The organism is Spiroplasma mirum ATCC 29335 (genome assembly GCF_000565195.1).
GTDB lineage: Bacteria > Bacillota_I > Bacilli_A > Mycoplasmatales > Mycoplasmataceae > Spiroplasma > Spiroplasma mirum.
In genome coordinates, this window is sequence record NZ_CP006720.1 from 256,642 (window position 1) to 271,543 (window position 14,902).

General features: G+C 33.1%; 26 protein-coding genes. 25 read left to right on the plus strand and 1 reads right to left on the minus strand.

The features are described 5' to 3' along the window. Positions 1-39: 39 nt before the first annotated feature. The 6 genes from P344_RS01260 to P344_RS01280 all read left to right on the plus strand — a co-directional run bounded on the left by P344_RS01260 (position 40) and on the right by P344_RS01280 (position 4,616). Entirely contained in the window at positions 40-822 is a 783-nt protein-coding gene (locus P344_RS01260) for a hypothetical protein (protein ID WP_248679161.1), read from the plus strand. Then, positions 779-970, plus strand: a complete 192-nt coding sequence (locus tag P344_RS07300) for a hypothetical protein (protein ID WP_248679163.1) — start codon at positions 779-781, stop codon at positions 968-970. The genes P344_RS01260 and P344_RS07300 overlap by 44 nt, the downstream gene beginning before the upstream one ends. Before the next feature lie 73 nt (positions 971-1,043). After that, positions 1,044-1,493 carry a 50S ribosomal protein L9 gene (gene rplI / locus P344_RS01265; RefSeq protein WP_025317084.1) on the plus strand — a complete coding sequence of 150 codons (450 nt, stop codon included), beginning with the start codon at positions 1,044-1,046 and terminating at the stop codon, positions 1,491-1,493. Positions 1,494-1,495: 2 nt separating this feature from the next. Further along, a complete protein-coding gene (dnaB, locus tag P344_RS01270) occupies positions 1,496-2,863 on the plus strand; it encodes a replicative DNA helicase (protein ID WP_025317085.1) in 1,368 nt (455 codons plus the stop codon). A 121-nt stretch (positions 2,864-2,984) separates the two neighbouring features. Continuing rightward, complete coding sequence (locus P344_RS01275; protein ID WP_025317086.1) at positions 2,985-4,136, plus strand: lipoprotein; 1,152 nt, start codon at positions 2,985-2,987, stop codon at positions 4,134-4,136. Between the two features lie 12 nt (positions 4,137-4,148). After that, positions 4,149-4,616 carry a 23S rRNA (pseudouridine(1915)-N(3))-methyltransferase RlmH gene (locus P344_RS01280; protein WP_025317087.1) on the plus strand — a complete coding sequence of 156 codons (468 nt, stop codon included), beginning with the start codon at positions 4,149-4,151 and terminating at the stop codon, positions 4,614-4,616. Between the two features lie 24 nt (positions 4,617-4,640). Here the strand turns inward: P344_RS01280 and P344_RS01285 are convergent, their stop codons facing one another. Next, positions 4,641-5,117 (minus strand): hypothetical protein, encoded by a 477-nt coding sequence (locus P344_RS01285; protein WP_025317088.1) that lies wholly within the window; start codon positions 5,115-5,117, stop codon positions 4,641-4,643. Positions 5,118-5,378: 261 nt separating this feature from the next. Here P344_RS01285 and rpsJ point away from each other — a divergent pair, with 261 nt between their 5' ends. The 19 genes from rpsJ to rpsE all read left to right on the plus strand — a co-directional run bounded on the left by rpsJ (position 5,379) and on the right by rpsE (position 14,894). Next, on the plus strand, positions 5,379-5,684 hold the full coding sequence (gene rpsJ / locus P344_RS01290; protein ID WP_025317089.1) for a 30S ribosomal protein S10: 306 nt from the start codon (positions 5,379-5,381) through the stop codon (positions 5,682-5,684). Positions 5,685-5,753: 69 nt separating this feature from the next. Further along, positions 5,754-6,548: a 50S ribosomal protein L3 gene (rplC, locus tag P344_RS01295; RefSeq protein ID WP_025317090.1), complete on the plus strand. Its 795-nt coding sequence runs from the start codon at positions 5,754-5,756 to the stop codon at positions 6,546-6,548. Between the two features lie 21 nt (positions 6,549-6,569). Continuing rightward, a complete protein-coding gene (rplD, locus tag P344_RS01300) occupies positions 6,570-7,196 on the plus strand; it encodes a 50S ribosomal protein L4 (RefSeq protein ID WP_025317091.1) in 627 nt (208 codons plus the stop codon). Beyond that, positions 7,196-7,483 (plus strand): 50S ribosomal protein L23, encoded by a 288-nt coding sequence (rplW, locus tag P344_RS01305; protein WP_025317092.1) that lies wholly within the window; start codon positions 7,196-7,198, stop codon positions 7,481-7,483. The genes rplD and rplW overlap by 1 nt, the downstream gene beginning before the upstream one ends. A 49-nt stretch (positions 7,484-7,532) precedes the next feature. After that, positions 7,533-8,369 (plus strand): 50S ribosomal protein L2, encoded by an 837-nt coding sequence (gene rplB, locus P344_RS01310; protein WP_025317093.1) that lies wholly within the window; start codon positions 7,533-7,535, stop codon positions 8,367-8,369. Positions 8,370-8,477: 108 nt separating this feature from the next. Next, on the plus strand, positions 8,478-8,753 hold the full coding sequence (rpsS, locus tag P344_RS01315) for a 30S ribosomal protein S19 (protein ID WP_025317094.1): 276 nt from the start codon (positions 8,478-8,480) through the stop codon (positions 8,751-8,753). A 23-nt stretch (positions 8,754-8,776) separates the two neighbouring features. Continuing rightward, positions 8,777-9,115, plus strand: coding sequence for a 50S ribosomal protein L22 (rplV, locus tag P344_RS01320; RefSeq protein WP_025317095.1), 339 nt, complete (start codon positions 8,777-8,779; stop codon positions 9,113-9,115). Positions 9,116-9,133: 18 nt separating this feature from the next. After that, positions 9,134-9,862, plus strand: coding sequence for a 30S ribosomal protein S3 (gene rpsC / locus P344_RS01325; RefSeq protein WP_025317096.1), 729 nt, complete (start codon positions 9,134-9,136; stop codon positions 9,860-9,862). 3 nt (positions 9,863-9,865) lie between these two features. Next, a complete protein-coding gene (gene rplP, locus P344_RS01330) occupies positions 9,866-10,279 on the plus strand; it encodes a 50S ribosomal protein L16 (protein ID WP_025317097.1) in 414 nt (137 codons plus the stop codon). Next, positions 10,279-11,178, plus strand: coding sequence for a 50S ribosomal protein L29 (gene rpmC, locus P344_RS01335; protein WP_025317098.1), 900 nt, complete (start codon positions 10,279-10,281; stop codon positions 11,176-11,178). The genes rplP and rpmC overlap by 1 nt, the downstream gene beginning before the upstream one ends. Further along, complete coding sequence (gene rpsQ, locus P344_RS01340) at positions 11,175-11,435, plus strand: 30S ribosomal protein S17 (RefSeq protein ID WP_201773804.1); 261 nt, start codon at positions 11,175-11,177, stop codon at positions 11,433-11,435. Before rpmC ends, rpsQ begins: the two co-directional genes overlap by 4 nt. Positions 11,436-11,461: 26 nt before the next feature. Then, positions 11,462-11,830: a 50S ribosomal protein L14 gene (rplN, locus tag P344_RS01345; protein WP_025317100.1), complete on the plus strand. Its 369-nt coding sequence runs from the start codon at positions 11,462-11,464 to the stop codon at positions 11,828-11,830. 10 nt (positions 11,831-11,840) lie between these two features. Further along, complete coding sequence (rplX, locus tag P344_RS01350; protein ID WP_025317101.1) at positions 11,841-12,161, plus strand: 50S ribosomal protein L24; 321 nt, start codon at positions 11,841-11,843, stop codon at positions 12,159-12,161. A 22-nt stretch (positions 12,162-12,183) separates the two neighbouring features. Further along, the gene (gene rplE / locus P344_RS01355) at positions 12,184-12,723 is read left to right on the plus strand and encodes a 50S ribosomal protein L5 (protein ID WP_025317102.1); all 540 of its coding nucleotides are present in this window, start codon (positions 12,184-12,186) and stop codon (positions 12,721-12,723) included. Positions 12,724-12,734: 11 nt separating this feature from the next. Next, positions 12,735-12,920: a type Z 30S ribosomal protein S14 gene (locus P344_RS01360; RefSeq protein WP_025317103.1), complete on the plus strand. Its 186-nt coding sequence runs from the start codon at positions 12,735-12,737 to the stop codon at positions 12,918-12,920. A gap of 19 nt (positions 12,921-12,939) precedes the next feature. Further along, complete coding sequence (gene rpsH, locus P344_RS01365) at positions 12,940-13,329, plus strand: 30S ribosomal protein S8 (RefSeq protein ID WP_025317104.1); 390 nt, start codon at positions 12,940-12,942, stop codon at positions 13,327-13,329. Between the two features lie 20 nt (positions 13,330-13,349). Next, a complete protein-coding gene (gene rplF, locus P344_RS01370; RefSeq protein WP_025317105.1) occupies positions 13,350-13,889 on the plus strand; it encodes a 50S ribosomal protein L6 in 540 nt (179 codons plus the stop codon). Between the two features lie 21 nt (positions 13,890-13,910). Then, on the plus strand, positions 13,911-14,267 hold the full coding sequence (rplR, locus tag P344_RS01375) for a 50S ribosomal protein L18 (protein ID WP_025317106.1): 357 nt from the start codon (positions 13,911-13,913) through the stop codon (positions 14,265-14,267). Between the two features lie 153 nt (positions 14,268-14,420). Next, on the plus strand, positions 14,421-14,894 hold the full coding sequence (gene rpsE, locus P344_RS01380; protein ID WP_038677668.1) for a 30S ribosomal protein S5: 474 nt from the start codon (positions 14,421-14,423) through the stop codon (positions 14,892-14,894). The last annotated feature ends 8 nt before the right edge of the window (positions 14,895-14,902 follow it).

The window sequence follows — 14,902 nt, forward strand, 5'->3', positions numbered from 1 at the left end:
ATTTATAGGTCAAAGAATTTTGATAGATGGGAAGTAATTATGTCAATTTTTGATAAAAATGAAAATGAGAAATATGCTTATTTTTTAACGAATTTTAAAGAGCTTGTGGCTGATTGAGTTGTGATGGTTGGGGACCCTTATATTAAAACAGCGCTTGATACTGCTTCGATAAAATTGTTTGGAATGAATGTTGAAAAAGCAATGAGTTTTTTTGATATTGATTTACATAAAAACCAAAAATTATTAGATATTGGAGCCATTAATGAAGTTTATAGTTTAGGCTTGTTAAATGATATTGAACTTGAACACAATAAAAAATCCAAAAAGAAACCAGAAGTTTTAAGTAGAGATACTATCTATGACATTATTGATAAATTATTTGAATATGATTCTGATGTTTTAAGATTTTGTGAATATACTTTAAATGTTGTTTTAACAGTTGATGAAGCCGAACAAAAAGCAATTACTGCAATTAATAACTACCGTTCAATTGCCTTTATGAACTATTCAACGAGAATTTTTGAATTAATTGAATGGTTTGGAATTATGGTTAACCAAGTAACAGTAAATGGTCTGAATGCTCATAAGTTTGGTTCCCAAACTAATGAGCCCAGTAACAGTCATGCCAAAAAAAATGTAAATAATTTTCGCCATTATCATAAAAAAAATGTTCAGGAAAATGGTGATGACTTAGCACCTAATAAAGAACAAATTTTTACTGAATATTTTTCATACAATGGTAATATTAAAGAAAAAATTGTGCAAATGAAAAAAAATTTTGCCCTTACTAAATGAAAAGCGTGAGGAATTAAAAGAATTTAATCCAAAGTTAGAATATGAAATCTTTAATTTTTTAAACCATGCTGAATATCGGCCAGCCATTACGGTTGAAAATAAGGATTATGAAAAAGTTATGGATAAAGTTTTTAAAAAAGCAGTCTTATGTTTATATTTATTGGAAATGGAATAAGATCAATATATTTATAATATATTGATTTTTTTATCGGCATTTTTACGATATAATCATAAATAGGTGATTATCAATGAAAGTGATCTTAATAAAAGATGTCAAAGGAAAAGGAAAAGTAAATGATATTATTAATGTTGCGGATGGTTATGCCAAGAATTTTTTAATTAAAGAACATCTAGCAATTCCAGCCACTGAACATAATTTACAAAAATTACAAGCAGTCTTAGCTGCTAATAAAGCTGTTGAGAAAGCGGAAATTAGTGAACTTCAAAAATTAAAAGCCCAGTTGGAAAGTTTAACTTTAAACTTTAAATTAAAAGTCCATAATAATAAAGTTTTTGGCTCGGTTTCGTTAACCCAAATTGAAGACCGCTTAGCAAAAGAATACAATATTAAAATTAATAAAAAGAAATTTACTGAAAATCATAATTTAACAAGTATTGGTTTGCACTATTTAAAAATAAAATTACACCATGATATTATTGCAACCTTAAAAGTAATGGTTGACAAAAAGGAGAGCTAACCATGAGTGAATTAGTAAATGAAAATTTACAAAAAATTAATGTCATTAAGAATGCTGAGCAGAATGTTTTAGCGATTGCCGCGCATTCAATTTCGGGCGCCGAAGAAATTTTTGCGCTTTTAACTGATGAAGATTTTACAACAATGAATTATAAAGTAATCTTTAAAGCATTATATGAATTATTCGCTAATAAAATTGCCATTGATATTACAACTTTAAGTAACCAGATGTTAAAAGATAATTTATTAAATAAAATTGGGGGAATTGAATACTTAACTGATTTATTCCAGTCATATACAACCGATGCCAATCTTAATGAATATTTAGACATTATTATTAAAAATGCAACCGCGCGGAGATTAAAATCAGTTATTGATGGTATTAACAAAGAGATTGATTCCCACCAACCAATTGAAGAAGTGGTGAGCAAAGCTGAAAAAGAAATCTTAGATGTTAAACGAGAACGCAAGGGGAACTTGTTTAAGACTTCGTTTGATGAAGTTGACAAAGTCTTACAGAAAATTGAAATGTTAGAAAACTCAGGTGAAATTTTAACTGGTAGTCCCAGTGGTTTTAAAGATCTTGATAAAATGACATCTGGTTTTCAAAAGGGGGATTTTGTTATTTTAGCGGCCCGTCCTTCAATGGGGAAAACTGCTTTAGCCCTAAATTTTGCCGTTAATTGTGCCCACCAAACAAAAGATGCGGTTGCTATTTTTTCCGTTGAAATGCCAAGTGAACAGTTAATTCAACGGATGATTGGAACAATTTCAACTGTTGATTCAGCAAAGGTCCGTAATGGGAAAGGACTAACAGAAGAAGATTGAAAAAAAATTGCCAAAGCAGGGGATGCTTTAAAAAAAGCAAAATTATTTATTGATGATACTCCTGGTTTAAAAGTAATTGAATTACAATCAAAATTGCGTAAACTATGTCGTGAAAACAAAGTTTCGTTAGTTGTGATTGATTATCTTCAATTATTAAGTACTGGTTTGCATTTTGGTGATTCTCGTCAACAAGAAGTATCAACCATTTCTCGCCAGTTAAAAGCCCTGGCTCGGGAATTAGAAGTTCCTATTGTTTGTTTATCACAGCTATCCCGATCAGTTGAAAAGCGAGAAGATAAACGCCCAATTATGTCGGATTTAAGAGATTCGGGAGCGATTGAACAAGATGCGGATATCATTATGTTTTTATACCGCGAAGAATATTATAGTGCGCATGAAAACTGAAATGAAAATAATAATTTTAACGAAACCGAAAAAGCCCAGTTAATTCTTTCAAAACACCGAAATGGTCCGACCGGATCAGTGGACTTATTGTTTGTTAAAAAACATGGTTCGTTTGCCAACTTTGGTTTTCAAAAATAATTAAATTAAGGAGATTATTAGGGATAAAATCTATTAATTTTTAATTATTTTATTTGCTATTAAAAATAAAATAAAGTATGATTATTAAAGAAAGATTTACTTAGGAGGAGAAGAATTTTAAATGCGTAAATTATTATCAATTTTTACAGTAGCGACCTTAATAACAACATCAGCTTCTTCTTTAATAGCATGTAAGGCCGGGGATGGGCAATTATTGCCAATGTTTATTTATAATGGCGATAAAGGATTTTATCATAACCCAACAGCAAAAGAAGCTGATGGGGTGCTTGATCCATATTCATCAACTGCTGATACTCAATATAGTTTAAACGGGGGAGCAGTTAGTTTACAAACTAACATTGCGTTGCCATTCTTATATGGTCTTAATTTAACTGACGATAATAGTGGAGGTCAAAAAGGCGCAAAATGAAGTAAAGACCAAATTAATAGTGGTTTAAAGGCACAAAAAGATAAGTTAATTTCTTCAGCAACCGGGGATGCAAAAACAGCATGAAAATCATTCTTTAATAATTATTCAACGACTGCTGATTCTTTCTATACCCAAGTTGCCTTAGTTAATAGTGATAATACAAATGTTACAGTTGATGGGACAAATCCAAAACAAATTGTCCAAAAAACAAGTAATTACGAAAAAACCACAGATAAAAATTATGTTAGCAAAAATTCAGATAATATTATTGTAACAAAGGACTCATTAAATGTGTTAACACCAATTAAACAAGTAGTTGATTGGTTAAATAATCCTGCCAATAATTATAATACGCAAGCTAAAGATGCTTCGAATGATAAAGTATTACAATCAACAAGATATATTTTAGTTGAAATCCCAAATCTTACTTTTACTTTTGAGTTTACAAATGAAAATAATATTTATACTTTTAAATCAACAGTTCAACATGTAACGGGGGTTATTAACTATTTATCATATCGTGATCCTAATAGTAAAGATGATGCTAAAGCATATGGTCACCAATGATTCTTTGTGGGCTATAACTTCTATGATTTAGCTAATATTAGTGCTTATAAAGATGATGATTATCACCAATACCGCGTTAAAATGCTAATTTCGTTTGCGGATAAAGTAACATTAGCCCAAGGATTTGTTAATAAGGGTGATCCTGTAAATCCAATTAAACCAGAAGATGCAAGTAAAGTTGGTTCGAATGGTGTCTTTAAAGTCCGTAGTTCTGATTATTCAATTCCTGATCTAATGTGAACAATTGATTCAAATTCAATTAAGCATAATAATTAGTCCCGATTTCCGGTGGATATTAAAATTATTGTTGTTGGCACATTAGATAAAAATTATTTAACGGAAGGTAATAATTTATTTCTAACCCGGATTAAGAATTATAGTAAAATTGAAATTATTGAATTAAAAGAAATTAGTCAATATGATGTTGCTAAAAATATTAAAGCGCAAACTTCTCTTGTGAGCGATAAGCTAAGTAATTATTCAGAATATGTCAAAGTTTTATTAGATATTAACGGCAAGCAGCTGACTAGTTTACAATTAGCAAATTTTATTCAAGAAGTTAAAGATTTTCAAAATGCTAAGCTAGCATTTATTATTGGAAGTAGCGATGGTCTTGACCAGAATTTACTACCCAAAGTTAATTATCGCCTTAGTTTGGGATTAATTACTTTACCCCACCAATTATGCCGGTTAATTTTATTAGAACAGATTTATCGTTCGTTTAAAATTATTAATAATGAAAAATATCATAAATAAAATAGGTTAGTTTTTATTAATAACCTATTTTTTCTTTGTCTTTCAATTTTTCATATTAGCAGCCATTAATTTCCGTTTTCGTTGCCGCGCTAGTTCTGACAAACCGGTGGTTGATTTTTCCATTAATAATTGCTGATAGATTTTATTATTTTTTTGTTTTGCTAATTTAATAATTTTTACCCGGTCTGCAACCGTCATATGATTAATATCAATATAATTGGAATCAACTGTTTTATAAGCTGCTTTTTTTAGTTCATTATTCTTCTTCTGGGCGTTTAATATGATTTTATACATTGGATTGTTTTTATCAATAGTCTTTTTGGGGTCGCGCACAACTTTGCGCTGGGGACGTTTATTAATTTCATGGTTCCGGGAAAGTTTTCGTTGTAAATTTTCATCTTGAAATCGGCGTGATTCTAATTTAAATTCTTGAATCTTTTGGTAGCGATCATCGGCTGTTAAATTAACCGCTTGTTTATTTGGTGTTGGTTTTCTCCCCATTACCATCCATCCTTATGTCTAACTCTTACCATATTTACTAAATTCATTATTATTTTAATTATATCTTATAATTAGAACGCGTGGTTTATTTCTAAAAAAATTTCATTTTTTTGTCAGAAAACCCTTGCAATATTTATCATAATTCAATACAATTTAATAGCATGTATATTTTATGCGACATTGTTTTGGTCTATCAATGATACACTGATAACCGTTGTCAATAGTTCAGCAAAAAGTATAATAAAATTAGGAGGAGAATTTATGGCTCAGACAAGAATGAGAATAAAATTAAAAGGTTACGACCACCGTGTAGTGGACCAATCAATTTCTAAAATCATTGAAGCAGGACAAGCTGCTGGCGCAGAAGTTAAAGGACCAATTCCTTTACCAACTGATAAAGAAATTATTACAATTATTCGTGCTACTCACAAATATAAAGATTCACGTGAACAATTTGAGAGAAGAACCCATAAAAGAGTAATTGATATTATCAATCCGAGCGTTAAAGTTATGGATACCTTAACTAGAGTACAACTACCTAGTGGGGTTGAAATTGAAGTAAAGTAATTAGCTTTAAAATATTCTTTGTAAATTATATTAAAGATATACATGACGTATTTTCAAGGAGGAAAAGAAATGAAAGGAATCTTAGGACGTAAAATTGGGATGACCCAAGTTTTTGCAACAGGCGGACGGTTAGTACCAGTTACAGTAGTTGAAGTTCAACCTAACGTTGTTTTACAAGTCTTAACAAAAGAAAAACAAGGTTATGATGCATTACAACTAGCTGTTGAAGATAAAAGAGTTAACCTTGTTTCAAAACCAGATCAAGGTCAATTTAAAAAGGCAAACACAACACCTAAGCGCTTCGTAAAAGAAATCAGAAATATGAACGGTTATTATGCCGGTGATATTATTAAAGCTGACATCTTTACTGCTGGGGAATTCGTTGATGTGACCGGAATTTCAAAAGGGAAAGGATTTACTGGTTCAATTAAAAGACATAATTACTCAAGAGGTCCAATGGGACATGGTTCAGGGTATCATCGTGGCGTTGGATCAATGGGAGCTATTGCCCCTAACCGCATTTTAAAATCAAAAAAAATGCCAGGGCATATGGGAGCCGAACAAGTAACAATCCAAAACTTGGAAATTATTGCAATTGATGTTGAAAAAAATGCTTTATTAGTTAAAGGATCAATTCCTGGTCCAAAAAAACAATTTGTTATTGTTAAAGAAGCAATTAAGGGATTAACCCCAAATACACCAACAGAACTATTAGTGAGAACTGTGGAACCAACACCAGAATCAAAAGTTGAAGTAAAAGAAGAACAAGCACCTGCACCAGTGGCACCAGTCGAAGATAACCAAACTGTTGAAACACCAACAACACACGGTGCTTCTGAGCCAGCTAGTGAAGATGCTAAATAGTGTGGAAGGAAAATAAGAAACATGAAAGTACAAGTATTTGATACTAAAGGAACTAGTGTTAAAGAAATTAACCTAAATGATGCTATTTGAGGAATTGAACCGCACCAACAAGCAATGTATGATGCTGTGGTTGCACAACAATCAGCAATGCGTCAGGGAACACACAAAGTTAAAACAAGAACTGAAGTATCTGGTGGGGGAAGAAAACCGTGAAGACAAAAAGGAACTGGTCGTGCCCGTCAAGGTTCAATTAGAGCACCCCAATGAAAAGGTGGGGGAATTGTGTTTGGACCAACTCCCGACAAAAACTATATTAAGCATGTTAATCGCAAAGTTAGAAAACTAGCGATTAAATCAGCATTATCATTAAAAGCAAAAGAAAGCAATTTAGTTATTGTTGACCAATTTGCCCTAAATGAGCCATCAACTAAAACAATGGTTGAAATTCTAGCCAACTTAAAAGTTAATAATGAAAAATTATTAATTGTAACAAAACCAGGGGATGAAGTTATTGTGAAATCATCTCGTAATATTGAAAAAGTAAATATTATTCCTAGTGATGGAATCAATATTTATGACTTATTAAATGCGAATAAATTATTAGTTACCGAAGAAGTTATTAAAACAATAGAGGAGGTGTACGCATAATGCATATTACTAATGTTATTAAGAAACCAATTTTAACTGAAAAATCATATAACAATATGGCGCAAGGTGTGTACACATTCGAAGTTGCGCGTGGTGCTAATAAAGTACAAATCAAGAAAGCTTTTGAAAAAATCTTTGAAGTAAAGGTTGCAAAAGTAAATGTAATTAACTATGATCCAAAAGAAAAAAGAATGGGAAAATTTGTTGGTGAAACAACTCATACGAAAAGAGCCATCATCAAATTAAAACCAGGTGAAACATTGGATCTATTAGGAGAAGATAAATAGTTCCAGGATACAACTATCTGGATATTTGGCTTAAGGAGGATAAATACAAATGCCAATTAAAAGTTATAAACCAGTTACTAATGGGCGCCGTAATATGACAAAGCTTGATTATTCAGTCTTAACAACTGACAAACCAGAAAAGTCATTATTACAACCATTAAAAAAACGTGGTGGACGGAATAACCAAGGGATTATTACTACTAGACACCATGGTGGTGGGCATAAAACAAAATATCGTCTTGTTGACTTTAAACGCAACAAAGATAATGTTGTTGGAAAAATTGCCTCAATTGAATATGATCCCAACCGTAATGCTTTCATTTCGTTAGTGCATTATGTAGATGGGGAAAAACGATACATTTTAGCTCCCAAAAACATTCAAGTTGGAATGGAAATTATCAGTGGCGAAAAAGTTGATATTAAAGTTGGAAACAACATGAAATTAAAAAACATTCCTGAGGGAACATTAGTCCATAACATTGAAATACGTCCGGGGAAAGGTGGCCAAATGGCGCGCTCGGCTGGTTCATCAGTCCAAATCTTAGGAAAAGATGAAGATGGTAAGTATGTTACTCTTCGTTTAACATCAGGGGAAGTTCGCAAAGTGCTAGCGGAATGTCGTGCCACAATTGGTGAAGTGGGAAACGAAGACTACGCTTTAGTTAACTGAGGGAAAGCTGGTCGTAACCGATGACGTGGAATTCGTCCAACTGTTCGGGGATCAGTTATGAACCCTAATGACCATCCACATGGTGGGGGAGAAGGTAAAGCTCCGGTTGGTCGTAAAGCACCAATGACACCATGAGGGAAAAAAGCCTTGGGTGTTAAAACTCGTAATCAGAAAAAAGCTTCTACAAAATTGATTGTCCGCAGACGTCCTCAATAGTTTAATTAAATTGTTTTGATGGTCACTACTTAATTTTGTAAAGCCTAAGATAGTAAACATCACATTTAATTTAAAAAAGGTTATTTAGAAAAAAGGAGGTAAATGCAGATGTCACGAAGTCTAAAAAAAGGACCATTTGTTGATGAACATTTACTAAAAAAAGTAGAAGCTTTAAATGCAAATAGTAAAAAAGAAGTTATTAAAACGTGATCTAGAAGAAGTACAATTTTCCCAGAATTTATTGGTCATACTTTTGCGGTACATAACGGAAAAGAACATATTCCAGTTTATGTTACTGAAGATATGGTTGGTCATAAATTAGGGGAATTCTCTCCGACAAGAAAATTCGGTGGTCATGGGGATGACAAGAAAAAGAAAAAATAATTATTAGAAAGTGAGATATATAAATGAATGTACAAGCACACTTAAGAATGATTAGAATTTCAACCCGTAAAGTTCGTTTGGTTGCCGATTTAATTCGAAATAAAAAAGTTGGAGAAGCAATTGTAATTCTAGATAACACAAATAAAAAATCATCGGTTCCAGTTAAAAAACTGGTTAAATCAGCGGTAGCGAATGCTGTTAATAATAACGGGTTAGACGCTGATAAATTATTTATTAAAGAAATCTTCGTTAACGAAGGACCAACATTAAAACGTTTCCGTCCCCGTGCCCACGGAAGAGCATATGAAATTTTAAAGAGAACTAGTCACATCACAATTACCGTTAGTGATGGAGCACAATAAGAAAGGAAGATAACAAATATGGGTCAAAAAGTTAGTCCAACCGGGTTACGAATTGGAGTTATTAAAACATGAGATTCACGTTGATACGCTGAAAAACAAGATTTCGTGAATTGATTACACGAAGATATCAAAATTAGAAAAGCACTAATGCAAAAATTAAAAAATGCTAGTGTTTCTAAAATTGAAATCGAAAGAACTAAAAAAGAAATCGTTATCTTTATTAGAACTGCTCGCGTTGGTGTGGTATTAGGACAAGAAGGAAAAAACATTCCCGAATTAGTTAAATTAATTCGTAAAACAATTCATGATCGGAAAATGGAAATTAAAATTAATGTGGTTGAAATTAAAAATCCTGATATTGATGCACAATTAGTTGCCAATACAATTGCTGAACAAATTGTTAACCGGGCATCATTTAGAACTGCCCAAAAATTAGCAATTCGTAAAGCAATGAAAGCTGGAGCAAAAGGAATTAAAACATCAGTTTCAGGTCGTCTTGGTGGAGTTGACATGGCCCGCACCGAAGGATATTCGGAAGGAATTGTGCCTTTAGCAACCCTAAGAAGTGATATTGATTATGCGCTTGCGGAAGCTTTAACAACTTATGGACAAATTGGGGTTAAAGTATGAATTTGTAAAGGTGAAATCTTAGGAAGCCAACTAGTTTCATATACTGATGAAAAACCAAAATGAGAAAAAAAAGACTTTAACAAAAAACCTTTTAACAAGGATAAGGAGGCGAAATAGTTTATGTTAATACCAAAAAGAACAAAATATCGTCGTCCGCACCGAATTAGTTATGAAGGAAAAGCTAAAGGAAATACCAAAGTTGACTTTGGAGAGTATGGTTTACAATCATTAGATGGGGCTTGAGTTACTAACCGTCAAATTGAAGCCGCACGAATCGCAATGACACGTTATATGAAACGTTGAGGAAAAGTATGAATTAGAATCTTTCCCCACATGGCAAAAACTAAAAAACCATTAGAAGTGCGGATGGGAAGTGGGAAAGGAGCACCAGAAGACTGAGTAGCAGTTGTTAAGACTGGAACTATTATGTTTGAAGTCGCTGGTGTTGATGAAGAAACAGCAAGAGAAGCGTTACGTTTAGCAATGCACAAATTACCAGTACGTTGTAAAATCGTTAAAAGAGGTGAAGAATAATGTTAAATAGTGAGTTATTAAAAAAATCAACTGAAGAGTTAAAAAAACTAGAGGAAGAATCACGAGCAGAATTATTTGCTTTAAAATTCCAAGCGGCAATGGGAAACTTAGAAAAACCCCACCGTATCAGTTTACTAAGAAAACAAATTGCTCGCATTTTAACTATTATTAGTCAACGCCGAATTGCTGGGGAAAATACCCAAATTAACGTTAAAATTGATTTAAAAGAAACATATGCCAAAATTGAAAAAGAATCACAAGCTTTTGCTAAAGAACGAAAAGGCAAAATTGAAAAAATGATGGCCGACCAAGAGGCAAAAGAAAATGATTTTTCTTCATTAATGGATTTACCACTAGATGAAGCAATGCTTGGGGATGATGCTAGTGCAGAAGCTAGCAAACCAGTTGCGAACGAAGCACCTGTTGAAGCAGCACCAACAAAAACTGCGAAACCAGCAGCAAAAAAACCGACTCCTAAAAAACCGGTTGTTGAAAAACCAGTTACTGAGAAAGTACCACCATTGAAAGCAGTTTCCAAACCAGCAAAACCAGCAATGGTTACTGTTAAATCAGTAACTAGTGCAAAAGCAGAAATTGAAGTGGAAAAATTAGGACCAAAAACTGCGAAGGGAACTGTGGAAGCTAAAGTTGAAAAAAATGCCAAGGCAAAGCTAGCAGAAATGAAAAGTACATTAGCAGCAGGAACTGCTAAAGGAAAAGGAACTGGTGTTAAAATTGACATCAGTACTAAACAAAAAGCCCCTAATGCGAAAGAATATACATATGGGGCCAACTGAGAAGAAAACCGTGATAAAATTGCCAAAGCAACAATTAAAAAAGTTAGTGCTACTAGAGAAGCTGCCAAAAAAACAACTACTAAGAAAGGAACAACAAAATAATGGAAAGAAATTGTCGTAAAATTTTACAAGGACGAGTAGTTTCAGATAAATCTGATAAAACAATTGCCGTTCTTGTTGAAACATACAAAAACCACCCCCTATATGGTAAACGAGTTAAATATTCAAAAAAATATTTAGCTCATGATGAACAAAACGAAGCTCACATCGGAGATAAAGTAAGTATTATGGAAACAAGACCACTATCAAAAGTTAAACGTTTTCGTTTAATTGCGGTGATCGAAAAAGCGATTGGTTAAGATAGGAAAATTGTGAGGAAGAAATAATGATTCAACAAGAGTCTAGATTAAAAGTTGCTGATAATTCCGGAGCTAAAGAAGTTTTAGTTATTAAAAACTTAGGTGGTTCATTTTGTAAGTTTACTAATATAGGTGATATTGTTGTATGTACTATTAAAAAAGCTGTTCCTGGCGGAATTGTTAAAAAAGGACAAGTTGTTAAAGCGGTAATTGTCCGTACAAAACGGGGACTCCACCGCAATGATGGTAGTCACATTCGGTTTTCAGAAAACGCGGTTGTTATTATTAAGGATGATAAAACACCAAGAGGGACACGGATTTTTGGTCCAATTGCCAGAGAAGTTAAAGAAGCAGGCTTTAGTAAGATTGCTTCGTTAGCACCAGAAGTACTATAGGAGGATAGCCATGATAAAATTAAAATTTAAAAAAGGTGACTTAGTAAAAGTTATTTCTGGAAAACATAAAGGTGTTGAAGGTCCAATTATGAAAATCATTCGTGATAAAAACCGGGTTATAATTGAAGGAATTACTAATACTAAACATGTAAAACCTTCGCAAGACAATACTGAAGGGGGAATCCAAGCGGTTCCTGCTTCAATTCACATCTCAAATATTGCATTAATTGATCCTAAAAATAAAAAAGAAACCACAAAAATTAGTTATCAAATCAATGATAATGGTAAAAAAACAAGAATTGCTCGTAAATCAAAAGCACATTTGGCGTAAGAAAGGAATATCAAGATAAAATATGGAACGAATTGAAAAACGTTATAAAGAAGAAATTTTACCAGAGTTATTCAAAGAGCAAGGTTACCAATCAATTATGCAAGTTCCGAAAGTTACAAAAATTGTAATTAATGTCGGAGCTGGAGATGCGACTCATAATTCAAAAGCAATTGAAGATGTTGTTAATGAGTTAAGTTTAATTGCCGGATTACGTCCAGTAGTAACCTTAGCAAAAGGTTCAATTGCTTCATTCAAATTACGGGAAGGAATGCCAATTGGGGCAAAAGTTACTCTTCGCGGAAAAAAAATGTACCAATTTTTAGATAAATTAATTAATATTGCCTTACCACGGGTAAGAGATTTCCGTGGTGTTAGCAAAGATGCTTTTGACGGCAGAGGAAATTATTCATTAGGAATTAAAGAACAAATCATTTTCCCAGAAATTGACTATGATAAAGTTAAAAAAATTCGGGGAATGGATATTACTATTGTAACAAGTGCCAACAAGAACGAAGATGCTTATGCATTATTGAAAAAAATGGGAATGCCATTTAAAAAATAGGGGAAAGAAACATGGCTAAAAAATCATTAAAAGTTAAACAAGCTCGTCATCCAAAATTTAAAGTAAGAGGCTACACTCGTTGTGGAAACTGTGGACGTCCTCATGCGGTATTACGTAAATATAACTTATGTCGTTTATGTTTTAGAGATTTAGCTTACAAGGGACAAATCCCAGGCGTTAGAAAAGCTTCATGATAGAAAGAGAGACTAGATAATTATGATGATCGATCCAATTGCTGATATGTTAACAAGAATCAGAAATGCTAACCAACGGCTACATAAAAGTGTCGTAATGCCAGCAAGTAAAATGAAAGTTAAATTAGCTGAAATTTTAAAATCAGAAGGTTACATTGAAGATTTTAAAATAACAGGAGAAGTTAAAAAAGAATTAAGTATCTTGCTAAAATATAAAGGAAAAACAAAAGTTATTTCAGGGTTAAAAAGAATTTCAAAACCAGGACTACGAGTTTATGTAACTGTTGATAGAGTACCTCAAGTATTAAATGGATTAGGGATTGCAATCATTTCAACTAGCCAAGGGGTTATGACGGATAAAATGGCAAAACAAGCTCACCTCGGTGGAGAAGTTATTGCTTATGTGTGATAGAAAGTTGCAGAGGTAGCAAAATGTCTCGAATTGGAAATCGTGAATTAAAAATTCCAACCGGTGTTGAAGTTACAGTCCAACCAAATAATGTTATTGTTAAAGGCACAAAAGGACAATTAGAACAAAAAATTCCTAATGTTATCAAAGTCGAAGCAAAAGATGGGGTTGTTAAAACAACCAGAGTTAACGAAGTTAAACATACTAAACAATTACACGGAACTATCAATTCATTAATCCAAGGAATGATCCAGGGAGTTAGTGTCGGGTTCAAAAAAGAATTAGAAATCTCAGGGGTTGGTTACAAAGCTAACTTACAAGGTGATAAACTAATGTTAAACTTAGGGTTCTCCCATCCAATTGAATACCATATTCCAAAAGGGATTACCCTAACCGTTCCAAAACCAACGCAAATTACGGTGGAAGGAATTTCAAAACAATTAGTAGGTGAAGTTGCTGCTAATATTAGAAACTTTAAAAAACCAGAACCTTATAAAGGGAAAGGGATTAAATATAAAAATGAACACATTATTCGTAAAGAAGGAAAATCAGCTGGTAAATAACAGCAGGGAAGGAAAGAGAAGATGAATAGCAACTCACGTAGTAATAATCGTAAAAAAAGACATTATCGTGTGCGTAACAAAATTTCTGGAACCTCACAACGACCAAGATTGAATGTGTTCAAATCAAACGGCCACTTTTATGCCCAATTGATTGATGATGTGAAACAAACAACTCTTGCTTCTGCATCAACTTTAAAAATGAAAGATTTAAAATCAACTTCAAACATCGCTGCTGCTGAACAAGTAGGAGCTGAAATTGCTAAATTAGCAATTGCTAAAAAAGTTACCAATGTCGTATTTGATCGTAGTGGGTATTTATACCACGGAAAAGTAAAAGCATTTGCAGAAGCCGCCCGTAAAGCTGGCTTAAAATTCTAATAAAGGAGAAAGAAAATAATGGCAGAAAATAAAGAAGCATTAGCAGTTAATACTAATGAACAAGGAAAACCAGCTGGACAAGCACCCGTAAAACCGCACCAAGAAGGAAAACCAAATTTCCACCAAAACAAACCTTTTAATAAACAAGACAACATGTTTGAAGAAAAAGTTGTTGCGATTAACCGGGTTACAAAAGTAACGAAGGGTGGTCGTCACTTTCGCTTCGCCGCTGTTGTTGTGATTGGTGATAAAAAAGGAAAAGTTGGCTTTGGAACTGGAAAAGCTAATGAAGTGCCTGATGCAATTAAAAAAGCAATTAAAGAGGCTAAAAAACAATTAGTAAAAGTTCCAATTGTGGGAACAACAATTCCTCATGAAGTTATTGGCCACTTTGGGGCTGGGAAAGTGATGATGAAACCAGCCAAAAAAGGGACGGGAGTAATTGCTGGGGGACCAGTGCGTGCTGTGATTGAACTTTCAGGATTAGCAGATGTTTATACGAAATCATTAGGATCAAATACCCCAATTAATATTTTACGAGCAGCTTTTGAGGGATTCAAAGAATTAAGAACGGCGGACCAAATTGCCAAATTACGTGGTAAAACACCAGAAGAATTAATAGGATAAGGAGCTTA